This window comes from Streptomyces sp. NPDC101225 (assembly GCF_044767585.1).
GTDB lineage: Bacteria > Actinomycetota > Actinomycetes > Streptomycetales > Streptomycetaceae > Streptomyces.
The window spans coordinates 272,744-293,519 of the sequence record NZ_JBIWOE010000002.1; the positions used below are offsets into that span (position 1 = coordinate 272,744).

The window sequence follows — 20,776 nt, forward strand, 5'->3', positions numbered from 1 at the left end:
GTGTTCGCGGAAAGCGCGAGCGGCCTCGCCGTCCTTGTGTCCGCGCGGCGTCGCCGCGCGCGGCGGGGGCTCCGCCACCCGCACCCCCTTCAGCGCGGCCATACCGGCCGGAAGGCCCTTCCCGCAAGCGAGGGGCCCTCCTCGTGTTTGGCCGGATACGCTCTGGCCATGGCAGCGCGTGACCTTCAGGAGCGGATCAAGAGGCTCATCGTCGACCGCGGGCTCCCGTCCGGGGCGCCGCTGCCGACCGAGCCCGAACTGATGGAGTACCTGGGCGCGAGCCGGAACTCGGTGCGCGAGGCGCTGAAGGCGCTCCAGGCGATGGACATCGTGGAGATCCGGCACGGCTTCGGCACCTACGTCGGCCCGATGTCCCTGGCCCCGATGGTCGAGGGCCTCGCCTTCCGCACGGTCGCCGGGCACTACCGGGGCGAGGACTCCCTGCTCCAGCTGCTCGAACTGCGCGCGGCGGTGGAGACGGGCCTGGTCGCCCGGCTCGCGGGCCGGATCCCGGAGGCGGACCTCGTTGAACTCGACGCACTCGTGCACCGTATGGAACACCAGGCGGCGCAAGGAGGCGCCGGCCTCGCGGACACCGACCGCACCTTTCACGCCACCCTGTAGCGGGGACTGGACAACGTGTTGCCGGGTGAGGCCCTGGAGGCGTTCCGGGACGCCTTCCACCGTGTGCGGACGGACCTCGGGGCGTGCCGCAGGACCCCGAGGTCACCTGCCGGCAGCACCGGGACATCCTCGACGCGGTGCGGTCGGGCGACTCGGTGCGGGCGGAGGCGGCGCTGGGGGATCACTTCGGCACCATCCGTGCCCGGTTGTCCACAACGCATCCACGGGACCCCCACACACGCCACAATGAACGCGTATGACCGGTAAACACCGTGTTTCGCATCTTGCGATCATGATGAACGCTGTAGAACCCTGTTTTCCAAGATACTGCAGATAAGCGGCAGTTGGGGGGACAAGTAAGCGGTTGCCGGTTCTGCGGGGATAGGGGCCCCGCGCACGAGCCGATGCCGAGGGGGGCATCATGCAACCGGAAGGCCGCGGTTCCGTGTCCGTAGGTGTGGATAGTGTGGTGACTGCGGCCCGCCACTGATACGTCTGTGAAGAGTCGTGGGGGACTCGACCGCGGGCGGAAGGAACCGACACGACACGCGGCGACCTGCGTGTGGGGGGATGACTCATGACGTCGACGCCGAAGGGCGCCCGGCCGGACTTCGACCCGTCAGAAACCACCCAGCTCAGGGTGCCTTCGCACCGGAACAGCACGACGGGCCAGTTCCACAGGATCAGAAAGAACCTGCCGAGATACGACTACGAGCACTACAGCCGGCTCGCCGGCCCCCTCACGGAGCCGGATCCCGGCAAGCCGTACACGGTGCAGTACCGCTCGCTGCTCTCGCAGGAACCGCACCGCCTGCGTGCCGCCCTCATGCTGGGCGCGGCACCGCTGCTGTCGCTGGTCCTGCTCGCCTGGCTGCTGCAGCCGGAGCACTGGACCGAACGCGACTACCCGGCCTTCGACTTCCTGCCCGTGCTCGACGTCGTGATGCTCGTCTCGATCGGCCTGATCGAGTTCTTCCGCTGCATGAACGTGCTGTCCAACGCGCACGCCACCCTGGTCGCCCGCGACCCGATCCCGGTGGTGCCCGAGACCGGCACGAGAGTGGCGTTCATCACGACCTACGTGCCCGGCAAGGAACCACTGGAGATGGTCACGAAGACCCTGGAGGCGGCCGTACGGCTGCGGCACCGGGGCCTTCTGCACATCTGGCTCCTCGACGAGGGCGACGACCCCGAGGTGAAGGCGGTCTGCGCCCGGCTCGGCGTGCATCACTTCTCCCGCAAGGGCGTTCCGCAGTGGAACCAGCAGAAGGGTCCGCACCGCGCCAGGACCAAGCACGGCAACTACAACGCCTGGCTCGAGGCGCACGGCGACGCCTACGACTTCTTCGCCTCCGTCGACACCGACCACGTGCCGCTGCCCAACTACCTGGAGCGGATGCTCGGCTTCTTCCGCGACCCGGACGTCGGCTTCGTCATCGGCCCGCAGGTGTACGGCAATTACGACAACCCCATCACCAAGGCCGCCGAGTCCCAGCAGTTCCTCTTCCACGCGCTGATCCAGCGGGCGGGAAACCGCTACGGCGCCCCGATGTTCGTCGGCACCTCGAACGCCGTACGCATCAAGGCGCTCAAGCAGATCGGCGGCCTGTACGACTCGATCACCGAGGACATGGCCACCGGCTTCGAGATCCACCGCCACAGGAACCCGGCCACGGGCCGCAAGTGGCGCTCGGTCTACACGCCGGACGTGCTGGCCGTCGGTGAGGGGCCGGGCGCCTGGACGGACTTCTTCACCCAGCAGCTGCGCTGGTCGCGCGGGACGTACGAGACGATCCTGAAGCAGTACTGGAAGGGCTGGTTCTCGCTGCCCCCGGGCAAGCTCTTCAACTACACGATGATGATCATCTTCTACCCGATGTCGGCCCTCAACTGGATCCTGGCGGCGCTGAGCTGCGCGCTGTTCCTGGGCCTGGGCGCCTCGGGTGTGAACATCGACCCGACGGTCTGGCTGATGCTGTACGGCAACGCGTCCGCGCTGCAGATCGGCCTCTACATCTGGAACCGCCGGCACAACGTCTCCCCGCACGAGCCGGAGGGCTCCGGCGGTGTGGCGGGCATGGTGATGTCGGCGCTGTCCGCGCCGATCTACGCACGCTCGCTGATGGACACGGTGCTGCGCCGCAAGAGCAAGTTCGTGGTGACCCCCAAGGGCGACTCCGCCAGCCCGGACACGCTGCTGGGGACCTTCCGGGTCCACCTCTTCTTCATCCTGGTCTTCGGCGGCTCGATCGCCGCCGGTCTCACGCTCGGGCACTCGCACCCGGCGATGATCGTCTGGGCCACGTTCGCCCTGCTGATCACCGCGTCGCCGATCTTCGCCTGGCAGTACTCGCTGCGGGAGGCGAAGAAGCAGCCCCCGGCGCAGCAGCCGGTCCCGGCGGGACACGCGCCCGCCCATCAGCCGCAGCCGCTGCCCGCGCAGCACGCGGCGCACACGCAGCACGGCTCGGCGCACCAGCCCAGCTGGGCGGCCCAGGCTTCGGGCCCGGACGCCGGCAACGACCAGACGATGCAGATCGCCCTTGGTGGATTTGGGGGACGTAAGGAATGAACGACCGTGCAGGCCGCCGCCGCGCCCGTCGACTCGCGATCGGTACGGCGGTGGTACTCGCGCTGGCCGGGATGAACGGTCCGTGGCTCTACCGCTTCGGCACCGAGAAATACCACGAGTACCAGATCAACAAGCCCGAGTACAAAGCGGACAACGGACACTGGGACGTGATCCAGTTCCCGCCGGAGTACCGCCAGGACACCATCCACGCGGCGCTGCTGCGCACCGGCAAGGTGCTGCTCGTCGCCGGTTCGGGCAACAACCAGGACAACTTCGACAAGAAGAAGTTCGACTCCCGGATCTGGGACCCGGTCAAGGGCACGATCAAGAAGGTGCCGACACCGGCGGACCTGTTCTGCACGGGGCACACCCAGCTGGCGAACGGCAATCTGCTGATAGCGGGCGGCACCAAGCGGTACGAGAAGCTCAAGGGCGACGTCACCAAGGCCGGCGGCCTGATGGTCGTCCACAACGAGAACCCGGACAAGCCGATCACGCTGCCCGCCGGCACCAAGTTCACCGGCAAGGAGAACGGCAAGACCTTCGTCTCGAAGGACCCGGTGCTGGTGCCGCGCGCCAAGAAGGTCTTCGACAAGGCGACCGGAAGGTTTCTGCGCAACGACCCGGGGCTCGGCCGTATCTACGTCGAGGCGAAGAAGAGCGGCACCAGGTACGAGACCGGCACCCAGGACAACTACCGCATCCAGGGCCTGACCGGCGCCGAGGCCCGCAACACCTACGGGATCGCGCAGAAGCTCGCGCTCGACAAGAAGGACTTCCAGGGCATCAGGGACGCCTTCGAGTTCGACCCGGTCGCCGAGAAGTACATCAAGGTCGACCCGATGAACGAGGCCCGCTGGTACCCGACGCTCACCACCCTGAGCGACGGCAGGATCCTCAGCGTCTCCGGTCTGGACGACATCGGGCAGCTGGTACCGGGCAAGAACGAGATCTTCGACCCGAAGACCAAGAAGTGGACGTACACCTCGACGGTCCGCCAGTTCCCCACGTACCCGGCGCTGTTCCTGATGCAGAACGGCAAGATCTTCTACTCGGGGTCGAACGCGGGGTACGGACCGGACAACGTGGGCCGCGACCCGGGCATCTGGGACGTCGACACCAACACGTTCTCCAAGCTGCCCGGGCTCAGCGACGCCACCGAGATGGAGACGTCCGGCACGGTGCTGCTGCCGCCCGCCCAGAACGAGAGGTTCATGGTGATCGGCGGCGGCGGGGTCGGCGAGTCCAAGGCGTCCAGCGACAGGACGCGGCTGATCGACCTGAAGGACGAGAACCCCAAGTTCACCGACGGGCCGACGCTGGACAAGGGCACGCGGTACCCGCAGTCCTCGGTGCTGCCCGACGACTCGGTGCTGGTCTCCGGCGGTTCCGAGGACTACCGCGGGCGCAGCGACTCCAACATCCATCAGGCCCGGCTCTACCACCCGGAGTCCAACACGTTCGAGCGGGTCGCCGACCCGCTGGTGGGCCGGAACTACCACTCCGGTTCGATCCTGCTGCCCGACGGCCGGGTGATGTTCTTCGGATCGGACTCCCTGTACGCGGACAAGGCCAACACCAGGCCGGGCAAGTTCGAGCAGCGGATCGAGATCTACACCCCGCCCTACCTGTACCGGGACTCGCGGCCGTCGCTCTCGGGCGGCCCACAGACGATCGCGCGCGGCGGGACGGGGACGTTCAGCTCACCGCAGGCCTCCGCCGTCAAGAAGGTGCGGCTGATCAGGCCCAGCGCGTCGACGCACGTCACGGACGTCGATCAGCGGTCGATCGCGCTGGACTTCAAGACCTCCGGCAGCAGGATCACGGTGACCGTGCCGAAGAACAAGAACCTCGTGCAGTCGGGCTGGTACATGCTGTTCGTCGACGACGACCAGGGGACGCCGAGCAAGGCGCAGTGGGTCAAGGTGCCGTAGCCCGCGGCTACTTACTGGCCCTGGCCAGGGCGAGTGCGTAACTCGCCCACCACTGGCCCGCCTTGGGACCGCCCTTGCAGGTGCCGTCCGACTCCCCCGGCCGCTTGACCCACAGGTAGGCGTCCACCAGGGGGTCGGCGGTCCTGCTCGTCGGGACGTCGCCCAGGGAGCGGCCCGGCGGGTTGCACCAGCGTTCGTCCGGATCGCCGCCCGTGTACGGGCCGTTGCCGTTGCGGCTGGTGTCGATGACGAAGTGCTTGCCGCCCACCTTCGCGGACAGCTGCCTGCCGTACGCGATGGAGTCCTTCGTCGAGTAGAAGTTGGAGACGTTGACCGCGAAGCCGTCGGCCCGCTCGACGCCCGCCCACTTCAGCGGCTCGAAGATCTGGTCGGGATGGCCCCAGCCGGCGTTGCCCGCGTCCAGGTAGACCTTGGTGTTCTTCAGGGCCTTCAGCTTGGTGACGGCGCCCTTGAGGAGGTCGTAGCGCTCCTCGTGGAACTCCTCGGGGGTGCAGCCGTCCACCAGGTGCAGCACGGCGTCCGGTTCGAGGACGACCGTGGCGGAGCGGTCCCCGATGCCCGCCGCGACACCGTCGATCCAGCCGCGGTAGGCGTCGCCGTCGGCCGCTCCGCCCTGCGAGTACTGGCCGCAGTCGCGGTGCGGGATGTTGTAGAGGACGAGGAGCGCGGTGCGGCCGGCCTTGTCGGCGGCCTCCGTGAAGCCCTTGGCCTCCTGCTCGGGGTTCTCCGGGCCGATCCACTCGCCGGTCGGCTGCTCGGCGATCTTGCGGATCTGCCCGGCGGCCCGGTCCTTGCCGGACTTCTCGTAGGCGGCCACCTGGCGCGCCGCGTTGCCGTCCGGGTTCACCCAGAACGGGTCGCTCTCCTTGGGCTGCTGAGTGATCCGGACATCGGCGTCGCCGCCGCCTCCGGAGGAACACCCCGCGACGCACAGTGCCGCCCCCAGCACCGCCGCGGAGGTCCGCAGTCCGGCCCCCCTCATGCCGTACATCCAACTCCCCCTTGGGTGCACCGGTCGAAGTCCCAATCCTGACATACGGCACGCGGCACCCACGAGGTCGCCCGAGGCTTGTCGGTCGGCTGTTACAGCCCCACGGTGGGAAGGCGCGCGCATGACGGGCAGCGGCAGGCAGGAGGCGACGGCGCTCGACCTGCTCGGGGCGCAGCGCCGCGCCGGGCCCTGCTGGGAGAGCTACGTCTCCGGCACGCCGGTCCGTCCGGTCTCCGTCCGGGCGGCCCACCGGAAGGTCCGCCGGCCCGGGTCGCTGCTGGGCGCCCTCAACGTGTTCGTACGGACCGCGCCCGACGGCGCCGCGGCGGCCGGCCGTGCGGAGCCGGCGGTGGTCCTGGCGGTATCGAGGGCGCCGTGGACGACGGCGAACTGCGGCACCAGGCGGCGCGTGGCCCCGGAGGGTAGCCGGAAAACCCTGAATCACCAGCGGATATAACGCAGAGCCACCGTAGCGGAACCTGGCGTCATTCACCCTCTAGGCTCGGGCGCTCATCCGTTCTAGAGTCTTCTCAGACGGCCCCAGCCCCCGGCCCGCCTCTGTTCACCGTGCCCCTTGAACCTCCCGCGCCGGACGCCGGGTTACTCCCGCAGCCCGTGCGCGCGCGGTCGAGGACCAGCCCGGTCGGCGGCTTCGGGGGGAGCAGGTCGCCGGCCGGGCCAGGTACCGGCGGCCCGGGGGACGGCTCACAGGCCGGTTCCGGTGAGATACGCCGAGACGATCACGTTCGCCGAGTAGCTGCGGCGGACCCGGTCGAAGGTGCCCGCGCAGGTGATCAGCCGCAGTTCGGCGCGCCCCGCCCGGTGCTGTCCGTAGGCCCGCGCGGCGTCGAAGTGGTCGCGGCTCTGGACCTGCACGCCGTCGACGGTGAACTCGGCGACCGTGCCGTCGTCGCGCAGGACGCGGACGGTCTGGCCGGGCCGCACAGCGCGCAGTTCGCGGAAGACGGCGGGCCGGGTCGTGGTGTCCAGGTGCCCCACCAGCAGCGCGGCCCCGTCGGCGCCCGGCGCGGTGCCGCCCGCGTACCAGCCGACGGCGTCCGCCCGGTCGAAGGACGGCGGCTCGACCGCGCCGTGCGCGTCCAGCCCGCGGGCGATCACGGGTGCCTGCACTCCCAGCCCGGGGATGTCGACACGCTCGGGCAGTGCGGCCTTCAACGGGCCGACCGCGGGAGGGAGTTCCGCTTCGGGCGGCCCCCCGACCGCGGCCGGGTGACCGGTGGCGGCCTGCGGCGCGGTGCGCGGCACGTCGGTCACCTGCCTGCCCCACAGCCACAGCCCGCACAGCAGCACCGTCCAGCACACGGCCGTCACCAGGCGTGCGGAGCCCGAGGAGCGTTCGCGGTCGGCCATCGGATCAGTCCGTCCCGCGCCTCCGGCGCGCGCTCAGCAGCCCCACGGAACCGGCGGCGGCGCCCGCGAGCACCACCCCGGTGATCGTCTGCCCGGTGCCGGGCCCGGCCCCGCGGACGTCCACGGAGGCGAAGTGCGCCGTGCCACCGCCGCCGGCGTCGACGGGGGCGACCGGTGAGGCGGGCGCGGCGGGAGCGGCCGGGGACGGCGGCCGCTGGGCCCGGACCCGCTGCTGGTCCTGGGGCTGCTGCCGGTCCTGGGGCTGCCGCTCGCCCTGGGTCTGCGGCCGGGTCCGTGCGACGACGGTGATCCGGCCCGTGATCACGCTCTCGCCGCAGGCGATCCGCACGTCGTAGCTGCCCGGGTCGGCCACGGTGCGGACCCGGGTGTCCCCGGTGAGGGTGCCGCCGGCACCGGAGAGCCGCGCGTCCGCGACGAACGCGGTGGAGGCGGCGGTGGCCGTCCGCAGCGTGCACCCGGTCGCCCGCAGCGTCACGTCGCTGCCGGCGGCGGGGGACGAGGGGGTCACCGAGAGGCCCGCTCCGCCGCCGTCCGCCGCGTACGCGGCCCCGGGTGCGAGAGCGCAGCCGGCCAGAAATCCGGTACAGAGAGTGAGACGCAGTAAACCCATCGTGAAACCTCCAGACACAAGGAGGCTCCCCCGCGGGTGCGGGCCCCGCATCCTCAGCGGGGCCCGGACTGGCCCGTTCGGGTGGTGCCGGGTTTCAGATGCGGTCGACGAGGTCCGCGATGGAGTCGACGACCTTGGACGGCCGGTAGGGGAAGTCCTCGACCTGCTCGGGCCGGGTCAGCCCGGTGAGCACCAGGTACGTCTGCATCCCGGCCTCCATGCCGGCCAGGACGTCGGTGTCCATGCGGTCGCCGATCATCGCGCTGGTCTCGGAGTGCGCGCCGATGGCGTTGAGGCCCGTCCGCATCATGAGCGGGTTGGGCTTGCCCGCGAAGTAGGGCTTCTTGCCGGTCGCCTTGGTGATCAGGGCGGCGACGGCGCCGGTCGCGGGCAGCGGGCCCTCGGTGGAGGGGCCGGTCTCGTCGGGATTGGTGCAGATGAAGCGGGCACCGGCGTCGATCAGCCGTACGGCCTTGGTCATGGCCTCGAAGGAGTACGTACGGGTCTCGCCGAGGACGACGTAGTCGGGCTCGTGGTCGGTCAGGATGTAGCCGATGTCGTGCAGCGCGGTCGTCAGGCCCGCCTCGCCGATGACGTAGGCGCTGCCGCCCGGCCGCTGGTCGTCCAGGAACTGGGCGGTGGCCAGGGCCGAGGTCCAGATGGACTCGACGGGCACGTCCAGGCCCATGCGCCGCAGCCGGGCGTGCAGGTCGCGCGGCGTGTAGATCGAGTTGTTGGTGAGCACGAGGAAGGGCCTGCCGGACTCGCGCAGTTTCTTCAGGAAGGCGTCGGCACCGGGAATCGGTACGCCCTCGTGGATCAGCACGCCGTCCATGTCGGTGAGCCAAGATGAGATGGGCTTGCGGTCTGCCATGGTGCCGTCTCCTGCCGTACGCGATGGTGCGTGCGGCTCAGCCTATCGATCAGCCGCCGGCGGTCGGCCCCCGCGGGTGCGCGAGGAGCGCCCACCGATGCACGCGCGGCGGATGCTCGTCCGACCGGGCTCGTCCGACCGGGCTCCTCCGAGCGGCGCCGGCGGCGCGGCGACGGAGCCGAGGACATGTCCGGCGCCGGCGGCGCGGAACGCCTCGTCGGCAGGGGCGCCGGTGCGGACGCCGGCCACCGGGCCCGCTCCGGCGCGGACACCGGCTCCGGCACCAGCTCGCGCAGCGCCTGGCGCACGGTCTCCCGCGCGACGCCGTGCTCCTCGGACGGGTCGCGCTCGGTGGGGATGGCGGCGCCCTGCCCAGCCCGGCCGGCAGGTGGTCGATCCGCGCCTTCACCGCGTTGCACTTCGGCACGCGGCCGTGCTCCGGGATGCCGGCGCGGACGGGGGCACCGGGGGCCTGGTCGTCGGGGTGGTCCACGGCAGGGATCGACGCAGACGCCGGGCGCCGTCCCCGACCCGGCTCTCAGCGGCGCTTGCGCGGCCTGACGGCCAGCAGCACGGCTCCCGCGGTGACGAGCAGGACGGCGGTGGCGGCGAGGGCTCCGCCCGGGGTGCCGAGGCCGGTGCGGGCGAGTTCGTCGGCGAACGGGAACCCCGGGGCGACACCCGGCGAGGCGGTGCCGGTGGGGCTGGTGCCGTCCGGGATCCGGGTCGCGTCGCCCTGGCCCACGTCGCCCTGGCCCACGTCGCCCTGGTGCGCGTCGCCCTCGACGCGGAAGCGGTAGTCGCCGGACTGCCCGACCCAGTCGCCGTCGTCCCTGTGCCGCTGGACGACGGCGGCGTTGGCGGTGACCTGGTTGGGCACGGCGTCCGAGGTGAGCGCGAGGCGGACCTTCACGGTGACGGTCCGGCCGGGCGCGACGGTGAAGCCAGGCAGGCCGTCGTCGAACGCGCCGACGAGCTCGTCCTCGTCGGTCCGCACGAAACTCACCGGGTGCGGGCGGCCGCCCTCGTAGAAGTCCAGGCGCGGCTGTCCGGGCCTCAGTGCGCGCCGGTCGTCGACGAGCACGACGACCGGGTGGATGTTTCCGCAGGTCCGGGTGGTGGTGTTGGTGAGATCCAGGTACCAGACGCCGTATCCGCCCCCCGCCTCGTAGGCGTCCGGGCCGCCGTGGATGCGGGTGCTGACGGGGAAGTGGCGGTCGTCCGGGGCGCAGTCGGCGCCGGGGGCGGCGTGCGCCGGGGGCGCCACGGGGAGGAGGGCGGCTGCTGCCAGGCTGAAGGAGACGGTCGTGCACAGTCGCATCATCATGAGACTGTGCCGGACGGGTCCGCACGGCGGCCGGTGCCGCTCCGAGGCCCCCCGCAAGTCCCCTCGATCAGCGCACGCGCCCCGCGCCGCGGACCCGCCGGGACCGGGGCGCCCCGCGCCGCGGACCCGCCGGGACCGGAACCGCCGGCCCGCCGCGCCCGCGCCCGACCGACGCGTCCGGTGCCGTCCCGCCGCCCGGCCGCGCCCCCGTCGCGTCACGGCGCCGGAACGGGCTGCCGGCGCGCCCGATCACCCGCCGGTCCGCCCGGGTGACGCCCACCGGCACGCCTGAACTCCACCCCCGACCCGCCTGGACTCCGCCCCCGACCCGCCCAGAACCGGCCTTGCCCGGAACCGGCCCGCCCAGAACCGGCCCTGCCCGGAACCGGCCCGCCCAGGACCGGCCCTGCCCGGTACCGACCCGCCCAGAACCGGCCGGCAGGCACCGGCGGTCCGCCCCGATCCCCTCCCCACCGGCTCACCCGGACCTCACCCGGACCTCACCCGGACCTCAGCCGGACCTCACCCGTCCGCGCGTCCGAACAGCGGTCCCAGCACCAGTTGTGCCGCTCCTTCGGCGACTTCGTCGGGGGCGAGCCGGACCGGTACCGGTCGCTCGCCGGCGCGGTGGGCGCGGTCGTCCAGCACCGTGGTCACCCCTCGGACGAAGACCTCGGGCGCCGCGGTGACCGTGCGGCCGCCGAGGAGGACGCGGTCGATGTCGAGGAGGGCGACCAGGTTGCCGGCCGCGGTGCCCAGGACGCGCGCGGCCTCGTCGGCCTCGCCGCGCGCCACCGCCGCCAGGCACAGCGCCTCGACGCAGCCCCGGTTGCCGCAGCCGCACGGCGGCCCGTCCAGCTGCACGACCTGGTGGCCGAACTCCCCCGCTCCGGTACGCGCCCCGCGGTGCACGGTGCCGCCGAGGACGAGCCCGGCTCCGAGCCCCGTACCGAGATACAGATACGCGAACGACCCGCTCTCCCCGGCCCCGCCCGCGCCCCCGACCGCCAGGCCGAGCGCCGCCGCGTTGGTGTCCTTGTCGACCACGACCGGCACGCCGAGCCTGCGCGCGAGCGCGTCGCGCAGCGGGAAGCCGTCCCACTCGGGGAACCCCGTGACCCGGTGCAGGACACCGCGGACGTGGTCGAGCGGGCCGGGCAGCGCGACCCCGATCCCCAGCGGGGAGCCCGCGCCCGGCACCCTCGCGGCCAGCGCTCCCGCCTGCTCCGCGACCGCGCCGACCACGGCCCGCGGTCCCGCTCCCAGGTCCAGCGGGACGCGCCGCTCCCCCACCACGGCGCCCGTCAGGTCGACCAGGACCGCCCGCAGTTCGTCCCGGTCCAGATGCAGTCCGACCGCGTGCCCCGCCTCGGGCACCAGCCGCAGCACGGTGCGGGGCTTGCCGCCCGTGGAGGCGCGGCGGCCCGCCTCGGCCGCGAGACCGTCGGCCCGCAGCCGGGCGGTGATCTTGCTGACGGCCTGCGGGGTCAGCCCGGTCCGCTCGGCGAGCTCGAGCCGGCTGATCCCCGCCGTGCCGGCCGTGCGCAGCAGATCGAGGACGAGGGCCATGTTGTGGCTGCGCAGCGCGGGCAGATTCGCGCCCGCCGCACCCGACGTACCCGCCGTGACCGGCGCACTCGCCGGCCCCGTCCGCCCGCCGGCCGTCCCCGCCCCTGTCCCCGCCACCGCGTTCGTCCTGTCCACCCCGGCATTGTCCCCCGCGCTTGCACTTTGGCAACAGCGTTGCGAAAGTGGAGCCATGACTCGTACTCCTCTGCCTCCTCTGCGCGTGGGCCTGGTCGGCTACGGCCTCGCGGGCTCCGTCTTCCACGCCCCGCTGATCGCCGCCACCGAGGGCCTCGTCCTCGACACGGTCGTCACCTCGAACCCGGAGCGGCAGAAGCAGGCCCTGGCCGAGTTCCCGGACGTACGCGTGGCGGCGACCCCCGAGGAGCTGTTCGGCCGCGCCGCCGAGCTGGACCTCGTCGTCGTCGCGTCGCCGAACAAGACGCACGTGCCGCTGGCGACCACCGCCCTGGAGGCCGGCCTCCCGGTCGTCGTGGACAAGCCGATCGCCGGTACCGCGGCCGAGGCGCGGGCGCTCGCCGCCCTCGCCGAGGACCGCGGTCTGCTCCTGTCCGTCTTCCAGAACCGCCGCTGGGACAACGACTTCCTGACCCTGCGCACACTGCTCGCCCAGGGCGCGCTGGGCGACGTGTGGCGCTTCGAGTCCCGCTTCGAGCGGTGGCGCCCCCAGCCCAAGGGCGGCTGGCGCGAGTCGGGCGACCCCGAAGAGATCGGAGGTCTCCTCTACGACCTCGGCAGCCACGTGGTGGACCAGGCCCTGGTCCTCTTCGGTCCCGCGACCCAGGTCTACGCCGAGTCGGACATCCGCCGCCCGGGCGCGCAGGCGGACGACGACACGTTCATCGCCCTCACGCACGCCGGCGGCGTCCGCTCCCACCTGTACGTCTCCGCGACGACCGCCCAACTCGGCCCGCGCTTCCGGGTGCTGGGCTCCCGGGCGGGCTACGTCAAGTACGGCCTCGATCCTCAGGAGGCGGCCCTGCGGGAGGGCCGGCGGCCCGGCACGGCGGCCCGGTGGGGCGCGGAGGCCGAGGAGTTGTGGGGCCGGGTCGGCGCCGGGGAGTCCCCGCTCACCGGCGGCGGCCGCCGCGAACCGACGCTCCCCGGGGACTACCCCGCGTACTATGCGGCCGTGGCCAGGGCTCTCGTCGACGGCGGCGCCAACCCGGTGACCGCCCTCGACGCGGCCGCCGCCCTCGACGTCCTGGAGGCGGCCCGCCGCTCGGCCCGCGACGGAGTGGCGGTGACGCTGTGACGCACCAGGAGATCACACCCAAGTTCCAGCCGGAGATCACCCCCTCCGTGGAGGAACTGGAGGCGCAGGAACGCCGTCTGGTCTTCAGCCGCTTCACCTTCGAGGACGCCTGGGCCCTCGGCTCGCTCCTGGTGGAGCTGGCCCTGGAGCGGCAGGCGCCGCTCGCCATCGACATCCACCGCGCCGGACAGCAGCTCTTCCACGCCGCGCTGCCGGGCTCGACGCCCGACAACGACGCCTGGATCGCCCGCAAGCGCCGGGTCGTCGAGCGCTACGGCTCGGCCTCCTACCTGGTCGGCGCCCGCTTCCGCGCCAAGGGCACCACCTTCGAGGACTCCTCCCGCCTGGACCCCGACACCTACGCGGCCCACGGCGGCTCGTTCCCGATCAGCGTGGAGGGCGTGGGCGTCGTCGGCGCGGTGACGGTCAGCGGCCTGCCCCAACTCCAGGACCACCGCTTCGTGGTGGAGGCCCTTGAGGAGTTCCTGAACAAGCGGTAGTACGGCGTCCCGAAGGGGCGTGGGGAACCGCGCGACGCGCCACCACGAACACGCGGCCGCCACCGAGGCGCAGTCCCCCACCCCCTCAGGCGTCCTTCAGTTCCTGCCGCTGCCGCCCGAGCCCCTCGATCTCCAGCTCGACGACGTCCCCGGCCCGCAGATACGGCTTCGGCTCGGGCTGCCCCATCGCCACGCCCGCGGGCGTACCGGTGTTGATGACGTCCCCGGGGTACAGCGTCATGAACCGGCTGACGTAGCGCACCACTTCCGCCACCGGGAAGATCTGCTCCGCGGTCGTGCCGTTCTGCTTGAGCTCGCCGTTGACCCACAGCCTCAGGGGCAGGTTCTGCGGATCGGCGACCTCGTCCGCCGTCACCAGCCACGGGCCGAGCGGGTTGAACGTCTCGCAGTTCTTGCCCTTGTCCCAGGTGCCGCCGCGCTCGATCTGGAACTCGCGCTCGGACACGTCGTGCGCCACCGCGTACCCGGCGACATGCGCGAGCGCCTCCTCGGCCGACTCCACGTACCGCGCCGTACGCCCGATCACGACCGCCAGCTCGACCTCCCAGTCGGTCTTCGACGATCCCCGGGGCACCAGCACCGTGTCGTTCGGCCCGACCACGGTGTCCGCGGCCTTGAAGAAGATCACCGGCTCGGCGGGCGGCTCGGCGCCGGTCTCGCGCGCGTGGTCGTGGTAGTTCAGCCCGATGCACACGACCTTGCCGATCCGCCCGAGCGGCGGCCCGACGCGCAGCCCGGCCGCGTCCAGCGCGGGCAGCTCACCGCTCTCGGCGGCCGTACGGACGCGCTGGAGCGCCGCGGTGTCGGCGAGCAGCGCTCCGTCGATGTCCGGGACGACACCGGAGAGGTCCCGCAGCACCCCTTCCGCGTCGAGCAGCGCGGGCTTCTCCGCTCCCGCCGTACCGACTCGCAGCAGCTTCATGATCACAGTCTCCCTCGATCGCGGGCGCCCGACCGATGGGTGCAGCCATCGGAGGACTGGTCGATCCTCCAAGCTGGGAGTCCAGTCCGCAATACCCGGTTCACGGACTGGACCGTAACCGCGCGTCCTAGCGGTGGAGGACGGCCCGTTCGGCCGCGCTCCACGTCGTGCTCGTCACCACGTACAGTGCGGCCGCCAGCGGTACGACGGCCACCGTGACGAGCGTGAAGAAGGACAGGTAGGGCGCGATCTTCCCGATGGCCGCGGCGCCGGGGACCTGCTCCGGGAGGGCGACGCCGTCGGCGGTCGCGGGGGCCGCCGTGGTCCTCCTCACCCGCAGGAAGGTGAACGCCGCGACCGCCGCGACGACCGCGAACAGCCCGAGGTACACGAGCCCGGCCGGCCCGAACGGCCCGCCGCCCGCCAGCGCGTCCGCCCAGCGCCCGCCGAGGGGCGCGGCGAACAGCCGGTGGTCGAGGAGGCCGTTGCGCTCCCCGCCGACCGTGGTGTTCGAGAACAGGTGGTACAGCAGGAAGAACGCGGGCAGCTGGAGCAGCCCGGGCAGGCACCCGGACAGCGGCGACACCTTCTCCTCGGCGTGCAGGGCGAGCAGGGCCTGCTGGAACTTCTGCGGATCGTTCTTGTGCCGGGCGCGCAGCTCGGCGATCTGCGGCTGCAGCGCGGTGCGGGCCTTCTGCCCGCGGGCGGCCGCCCGGGACAGGGGATGGACGAGGAGCCGTACGAGAGCGGTGAACAGGACGATCGCGGCGGCCGCCGCGGTGGCGCCGAACAGCGGCTGGATGAGATCGGCGAGTTGCTCGACGAGATGCGCGAAAGCCGGGAAAACGGACATGGATGAGCCCTCCGAGGGTCATGCCGGAACGGGTGACGGCGGCATGACGACCACGCGAAGGCACCGGGCCGGGGGATACGAGCCGGGCCGTGTGCCCTACGCGACGGTCGCCGGAAGGGCGCGTCCAGGGGCTCGGGGGCGGGTGCGGCCCCGCGCGTCGGGGTCGCGTTGCGGCAGGAAGGCCGTACGGCGATCGCGGTCGCGCAGGGCGGTACGCACGCGTGTGGGCGGCACCACGGGAACGCAGCGCGCGGCGAGCAGGGCGCAGACGGCGAGCGCGGACCCGGCCGCGGCCGTCGCGGCGAGCGCGACGGTGGCCGTGAGGCTGCCGGTGTCGGCGAGCAGGACGGCCTGGAGGACGAGGAGCAGCAGCACGACGGCGGGACGCGGGAAAATCCGGGCCGACTGCGGCATCCGGCTGCGGATCACGGCCGCTCCCCCTTTCCCCCGCGCACGGGTCCTGCTCCCGGTTATACAGGATCCGTCGCGGCCGGCCGCTCGACGGGGGCCTTCGCGGGGGCCTCCACGGGGGCCTCGATGAGGGCCTCGATGGGGTCCAGCAGGCGCTTGGGCCTGAGCAGCGCCCGGCTGACCGGATCCGCCGGGTCCGCTTCGAGTCCGGGTCCCGGTTCCATGAGGACGTCCTCGACGGGTACGACGGCTGCGCACAGGGGGCATTCGCCGTACGACCCCAGTTCGGTGCCGCAGTCCGCGTGCCGGAAGGTGCGCAGCTTGGTCTCGCCGAAGTGCTCGCGGCCCCACAGGCCGAGCGAACGCAGCGTGGGCCACAGGGCGATGCCGCGCTCGGTGATCACGTACTCGTCCCGCGGCGGCGCCTCCTGGTAGCGCCGCTTCTCCAGGATGCCCTCCGTGGTCAGCGTCTGGAGGCGGGCGGCGAGGACCGCCCGCGGGATGCCGAGGTGGACGAGGAAGTCGTTGTAGCGCCGCACGCCGTAGAGGGCGTCGCGGATGACCAGCAGCGTCCAGCGCTCGCCGACGACCTCCAGCGCGCGGGCGATCGAGCACTGCTGTGTCGCGTAGTCCTTGCCCAATGCCATGCCGTCCACTGTAACCATTTTCCCCGGCCTTGGTTCAATGACTGAACCGAGCGTGTATCGTGGCGGGCATGGCTAGGTTCAATGAACGAACCCTCACTGAGGGCGAGGCGTCCACCGCACCCGCGGCACCCCGTGCACAGACCGCGCAGGCGTCCGCGCACCCCCGGGCGACCCTCGCCCTGACCAGCGCGGCCACCGCCGTCACGCTGATGACGTACACCGCGCCGATGGTGACGCTCCCCGACACGGCGGCCGCCCTGCACACCCCGGTCTCCGCCCAGGCCTGGCTCCTCAACGGCACTCCGCTCGGCCTGGCCGCGCTCCTCCTGGTCGCCGGCAGCCTCGCCGACGACTACGGCCGCCGCCGCATCTTCCTGGCCGGCACGCTCACCCTCGGCATCACCACGGCCCTCGGCGCCCTGGCCTCCTCCACCTGGCTGTTCACGCTGGCCCGTATCGCGCAGGGCGCGGCGAGCGCGGCGATCCTGGCCAGCAGTCTGGGCCTGATCGTGCACGCCTTCCCCACACCACGCGGCCGGCTGCAGGCGACCGGCGTGTGGGGAGCGTTCGTCAGCGGCGGCATCGCGGTGGGCCCGCTCGTGGCCGGCGCGTTCTCCGACTGGCGGGCGGCCTACGGCGTGCTGGGCGCGGCGGCGCTGCTCGTGGCCGCCCTCGGCACCCGCAGGCTCACGGAGTCCCGTTCGCCGCGGGGCGGGCGCCCCGACGCGGTGGGCGCCGTCACCTTCGGCCTGGCCCTGGTCGCGCTGGTCGCCGCCCTGACCCTGGGCCGGGACGGCTGGCTGCGCCCGCAGGTGGGCCTGCTGCTCCTGGCGACGGTGGTCCTCCTGGCGGTCTTCGCCCTCGTGGAGCGCCGCACGGCCACGCCGATGATCGACCTCGGCCTGCTCCGCCACTCCCGCTTCCTGGCCTCGTCCGCGGGCGGCCTGTTCACGGGCCTCGCGGTGATCGGCATGTTCAGCTTCCTGCCGGCCCTGCTCCAGCAGACGCTCGGCCTGTCCGCGATGGACACCGCCTGGCTGTTCCTCCTCTGGTCCGGCCTGTCCTTCACGGTCGCCCTGCAGGCCAAGCGCCTGGCCGGGCGCGTCCCGCCCCGCCACCAGCTGGCCGTCGGCTTCGCCCTCCACGCGGCCGGTGTCCTCACCATGCTCGGCGCCCTGGACGCCCACTCCTGGCCCCGTCTCCTGCCCGGCCTCCTCATCGCCGGAACCGGCAGCGGCCTCCTCAACGCCGCGCTCCCGCTCCTCGCGGTCGAGTCGGTGCCCGCGGCCCGTGCCGCCATGGGCTCGGGCGCCCAGCAGACCTTCCGCTACATCGGCTCCTGCGCGGGCGTGGCCCTGACGATCGCGATCGCGACGTCGTCGGGTGGCGGCCTGGCGCACGGCGCGGACATCGCGATGACGGTGTCGGCGGGCCTGGCGGCCGTGGCGGCGGGTGCTGTGCTGGTGCTGCGGGAACGGGGCTGAGCGGCCGGGCGAGCGGGCGTCCGGCCCGAACGGCCACCGCGGCACGCACGGAGTCGCGGAGGCCGGAGGCGCGGAGGCCGGCCGGCCTCCGTACGCTCACGACCGAGGCCGCATCGACACCAGCTTGCCCCACACCACCAGCCGGTAGCGCGAGGTGTACTCCGGCGTGCACGTCGTCAGCGTGATGTAGTGGCCCGGCTCGTCGTACCCGTAGCGCGGGTCGACGAGCGAGCGCGGAATCGGGCGTACGACGCCGACGTCGCGGGACGAGGTCTGCGGCAGGGTCGTGTCGACGGCGTACGTGTACGTCGCGCTCCTGGTCTCCACCCGCACGACGTCCTTCGGCCGCAGCCGGTTGATGTGGCGGAAGGGCTCGCCGTGGGTGTTGCGGTGGCCCGCGAGGGCGAAGTTGCCCGCCTGACCCGGCTGCTGGGTGCCGCGGTAGTGGCCGACGTACCCCTTGTTCAGGACGTTCGGCTTGCTGACGCCCTCGGCGACGGGGACGCGGAGGCCGAGGCGGGGGATGGTGAGGACCGCGTACGCCTGCGACCGGGCGGGGCGGGACTGCCGTGCCGCCGCGGGCCGCCGAGAGCCGGAGCCGGTGCCCGTCTGCCGCTCGGACGAGGACGAGGACGCGGGCGACGAGGACGGCGCCGGCGCGGCGGACGCGTCACCCCCGGACCCACCCGAACCCCACTGCCGCTCCAGCGACTCCACCTTCCGCTCGGCGCCCTGCCGCGCCTCCCGGTTCGTCCACCACAGCTGCTGCACGACCAGGAGCAGGAGGACGACGCCCGCGGTGACGAGGAGCTCGCCCCCCGTCCACCACACCCGCCGGCGCCGGGCCAGCCGCCGCCTGCTGCTGTGCTGCACGACCGGAACGCGCATCCGTACGCCTCCTCCACCAGGCCGCCCGCACGATAAGGGCAGCGCCTCAAAGTCACCAGGCAAGTCACCAGGGCCGTACCCGTCGCGGCCGGCGCGGCCCGCGTGTCCGAGACTTCGTACATAGGTTTTAGAAAGCCCTGTCGGAACCCTCGACAACCCACGCGCCACACCCGATGCTTCCTCGTGGCACGAGCGGCGCGACCGACGCAACCGGCACGACCGGCACGACTGTCATGAACGGCACGACTGTCATGAACACGACCATTGTCATGAACGGGACCTGCAGCGAAGCGGAGAAGCCATGATCCGACGCAGAACCCTGCTCACCGCGGCGGGCGGCACCCTCCTCGGCAGCGCCCTGGCCACCGGAACCGCACGCGCGGACGCCACGATCTCGGTCGACCCCGGCACGTCGTACGGCACGTGGGAGGGCTGGGGCACCTCCCTCGCCTGGTGGGCCAACGTCTTCGGCGCCCGGGACGACTTCGCCGACATCTTCTTCACCACCAAGTCGACGACGTACAACGGCACTTCGCTGCCGGGCCTCGGCCTGAACATCGCCCGCTACAACCTCGGCGCGTGCAGCTCGAACAGCGTGAACGGCGAGAGCATGGTCGCCTCCCCCAACATCCCCGCCTTCAAGCAGATCGAGGGCTACTGGCAGGACTGGAACAACGAGGACCCCACCTCCTCGGCCTGGAAGTGGACGGCGGACGCCACCCAGCGCGCGATGCTGACGAAGGTGGTGGCCCGCGGCGCCACCACCGAGCTCTTCGCCAACTCCCCCATGTGGTGGATGTGCCTGAACCACAACCCGTCCGGCGCCGCCGGCGGCGGCAACAACCTCCAGTCCTGGAACTACCGCCAGCACGCCTCCCACCTCGCCGCGGTGGCCCTCTACGCCAGGAACAACTGGGGCGTGGACTTCGCGACGGTGGAGGCGTTCAACGAGCCCTCGTCCTCGTGGTGGACGGCGACCGGCACCCAGGAGGGCTGCCACATGGACGCCACCGTCCAGTCGGCCGTACTCCCCCATCTGCGCAGCGAGTTGGACAAGCGCGGCCTGACGGGCACGGAGATCTCGGCCTCCGACGAGACCAGCTACGACCTGGCCCGCACGACGTGGGGCTCCTTCTCCTCCACCACCAAGGGCTACGTCGACCGCGTCAACGTCCACGGCTACCAGGGCTCGGGCGGCCGTAGGGACCTGCTCTACACCGACGTCGTCACAACAGCCGGCAAGGCCCTGTGGAACTCCGAGACCGGCGACAACGACGGCACGGGCATCACGCTCGCCGGCAACCTCCTCTACGACTTCCGCTGGCTGCACCCCACCGCATGGGTCTACTGGCAGGTGATGGACCCGTCCTCGAACTGGGCGATGATCGCCTACGACGCGAACACGCTGCAGCCGGGCGCCATCACGACGAAGTACTACGTCATGGCCCAGTTCAGCCGCCACATCCGCCCCGGTATGAAGATCCTCGACACGGGCGTGAGCTACGCGGTGGCGGCCCACGACGCGAGCGCGAAGCGGCTGGTGATCGTGGCGGCCAACACCTCGTCCTCCGCGCAGACGTTCACCTTCGACCTCGGCGGCTTCGCCACGGTGAACGGCGGTTCGGGCGGGCTGGTGCCGCGCTGGACCACGGTGACGACGGGCGGGGACCGGTACAAGGCGTACTCGGACACCCGCCTGAGCGGGAGGACGGTCGCGGTGCCGTTCGCGGCGAAGTCGGTGCAGACCCTCCAGATCGACGGGGTCGTGATCTGACATCGGCACCGCAGCGGAGTCCGTGCGCGGCACCGGTGCGCCCGGTGGCGCACGGACACCCGCCGGGCTGGTCGCCCTCGCCCTCGGCG

At 72.3% G+C, this 20,776-nt stretch carries 18 protein-coding genes and 2 pseudogenes; 8 read left to right on the plus strand and 12 right to left on the minus strand.

The annotated features are described in order from the left end of the window. Positions 1-168 precede the first annotated feature (168 nt). The 3 genes and pseudogenes from ACIRPX_RS03980 to ACIRPX_RS03990 all read left to right on the plus strand — a co-directional run bounded on the left by ACIRPX_RS03980 (position 169) and on the right by ACIRPX_RS03990 (position 5,130). Positions 169-884, plus strand: a pseudogene (locus tag ACIRPX_RS03980) (FadR/GntR family transcriptional regulator). 317 nt (positions 885-1,201) lie between these two features. Beyond that, a complete protein-coding gene (locus tag ACIRPX_RS03985; RefSeq protein WP_404187845.1) occupies positions 1,202-3,196 on the plus strand; it encodes a glycosyltransferase family 2 protein in 1,995 nt (664 codons plus the stop codon). After that, positions 3,193-5,130 carry a galactose oxidase-like domain-containing protein gene (locus tag ACIRPX_RS03990; protein ID WP_404187848.1) on the plus strand — a complete coding sequence of 646 codons (1,938 nt, stop codon included), beginning with the start codon at positions 3,193-3,195 and terminating at the stop codon, positions 5,128-5,130. Before ACIRPX_RS03985 ends, ACIRPX_RS03990 begins: the two co-directional genes overlap by 4 nt. Positions 5,131-5,137: 7 nt before the next feature. Here ACIRPX_RS03990 and ACIRPX_RS03995 read toward each other — a convergent pair whose 3' ends face one another. Further along, positions 5,138-6,142 carry a glycoside hydrolase family 6 protein gene (locus ACIRPX_RS03995; protein ID WP_404187851.1) on the minus strand — a complete coding sequence of 335 codons (1,005 nt, stop codon included), beginning with the start codon at positions 6,140-6,142 and terminating at the stop codon, positions 5,138-5,140. 121 nt (positions 6,143-6,263) lie between these two features. Between ACIRPX_RS03995 and ACIRPX_RS04000 the strand changes: the two genes are divergently transcribed. Then, entirely contained in the window at positions 6,264-6,599 is a 336-nt protein-coding gene (locus ACIRPX_RS04000) for a hypothetical protein (RefSeq protein WP_404187854.1), read from the plus strand. A gap of 248 nt (positions 6,600-6,847) precedes the next feature. Here the strand turns inward: ACIRPX_RS04000 and ACIRPX_RS04005 are convergent, their stop codons facing one another. The 6 genes and pseudogenes from ACIRPX_RS04005 to ACIRPX_RS04030 form a co-directional block, all read right to left on the minus strand. Then, the gene (locus ACIRPX_RS04005) at positions 6,848-7,513 is read right to left on the minus strand and encodes a class F sortase (protein WP_404187857.1); all 666 of its coding nucleotides are present in this window, start codon (positions 7,511-7,513) and stop codon (positions 6,848-6,850) included. A 4-nt stretch (positions 7,514-7,517) separates the two neighbouring features. Continuing rightward, positions 7,518-8,144, minus strand: a complete 627-nt coding sequence (locus ACIRPX_RS04010; protein ID WP_404187860.1) for a hypothetical protein — start codon at positions 8,142-8,144, stop codon at positions 7,518-7,520. A gap of 94 nt (positions 8,145-8,238) precedes the next feature. Then, the gene (locus ACIRPX_RS04015) at positions 8,239-9,018 is read right to left on the minus strand and encodes an HAD-IIA family hydrolase (RefSeq protein WP_404187863.1); all 780 of its coding nucleotides are present in this window, start codon (positions 9,016-9,018) and stop codon (positions 8,239-8,241) included. Between the two features lie 275 nt (positions 9,019-9,293). Continuing rightward, positions 9,294-9,511, minus strand: a pseudogene (locus tag ACIRPX_RS04020) (GntR family transcriptional regulator); the annotation flags it as partial. A 45-nt stretch (positions 9,512-9,556) separates the two neighbouring features. Beyond that, positions 9,557-10,345, minus strand: coding sequence for a hypothetical protein (locus tag ACIRPX_RS04025; protein ID WP_404187866.1), 789 nt, complete (start codon positions 10,343-10,345; stop codon positions 9,557-9,559). 522 nt (positions 10,346-10,867) lie between these two features. Beyond that, positions 10,868-12,106, minus strand: a complete 1,239-nt coding sequence (locus ACIRPX_RS04030; RefSeq protein ID WP_404187869.1) for an ROK family protein — start codon at positions 12,104-12,106, stop codon at positions 10,868-10,870. Here ACIRPX_RS04030 and ACIRPX_RS04035 point away from each other — a divergent pair. Both ACIRPX_RS04035 and ACIRPX_RS04040 read left to right on the plus strand, forming a co-directional pair. After that, entirely contained in the window at positions 12,105-13,187 is a 1,083-nt protein-coding gene (locus tag ACIRPX_RS04035) for a Gfo/Idh/MocA family oxidoreductase (protein WP_404187872.1), read from the plus strand. The genes ACIRPX_RS04030 and ACIRPX_RS04035 overlap by 2 nt on opposite strands. Further along, a complete protein-coding gene (locus tag ACIRPX_RS04040) occupies positions 13,184-13,687 on the plus strand; it encodes a heme-degrading domain-containing protein (protein ID WP_404187876.1) in 504 nt (167 codons plus the stop codon). The genes ACIRPX_RS04035 and ACIRPX_RS04040 overlap by 4 nt, the downstream gene beginning before the upstream one ends. An 85-nt stretch (positions 13,688-13,772) precedes the next feature. Here ACIRPX_RS04040 and ACIRPX_RS04045 read toward each other — a convergent pair whose 3' ends face one another. The 4 genes from ACIRPX_RS04045 to ACIRPX_RS04060 all read right to left on the minus strand — a co-directional run bounded on the left by ACIRPX_RS04045 (position 13,773) and on the right by ACIRPX_RS04060 (position 16,541). After that, complete coding sequence (locus ACIRPX_RS04045; protein WP_404187879.1) at positions 13,773-14,630, minus strand: fumarylacetoacetate hydrolase family protein; 858 nt, start codon at positions 14,628-14,630, stop codon at positions 13,773-13,775. 127 nt (positions 14,631-14,757) lie between these two features. After that, positions 14,758-15,483, minus strand: a complete 726-nt coding sequence (locus ACIRPX_RS04050) for a YidC/Oxa1 family membrane protein insertase (protein ID WP_404187882.1) — start codon at positions 15,481-15,483, stop codon at positions 14,758-14,760. 96 nt (positions 15,484-15,579) lie between these two features. Beyond that, complete coding sequence (locus ACIRPX_RS04055; RefSeq protein ID WP_404188266.1) at positions 15,580-15,897, minus strand: DUF6412 domain-containing protein; 318 nt, start codon at positions 15,895-15,897, stop codon at positions 15,580-15,582. Positions 15,898-15,953: 56 nt separating this feature from the next. Continuing rightward, a complete protein-coding gene (locus ACIRPX_RS04060) occupies positions 15,954-16,541 on the minus strand; it encodes a winged helix-turn-helix transcriptional regulator (protein ID WP_404187885.1) in 588 nt (195 codons plus the stop codon). 68 nt (positions 16,542-16,609) lie between these two features. On the opposite strand from ACIRPX_RS04060, the gene ACIRPX_RS04065 reads away from it, so the two are divergent. Continuing rightward, positions 16,610-18,025, plus strand: a complete 1,416-nt coding sequence (locus ACIRPX_RS04065) for an MFS transporter (protein WP_404187887.1) — start codon at positions 16,610-16,612, stop codon at positions 18,023-18,025. Positions 18,026-18,121: 96 nt separating this feature from the next. Here ACIRPX_RS04065 and ACIRPX_RS04070 read toward each other — a convergent pair whose 3' ends face one another. Next, complete coding sequence (locus ACIRPX_RS04070; protein ID WP_404187890.1) at positions 18,122-18,913, minus strand: class E sortase; 792 nt, start codon at positions 18,911-18,913, stop codon at positions 18,122-18,124. A gap of 301 nt (positions 18,914-19,214) precedes the next feature. Here ACIRPX_RS04070 and ACIRPX_RS04075 point away from each other — a divergent pair, with 301 nt between their 5' ends. Next, entirely contained in the window at positions 19,215-20,687 is a 1,473-nt protein-coding gene (locus tag ACIRPX_RS04075; protein WP_404187892.1) for a beta-1,6-galactanase, read from the plus strand. The last annotated feature ends 89 nt before the right edge of the window (positions 20,688-20,776 follow it).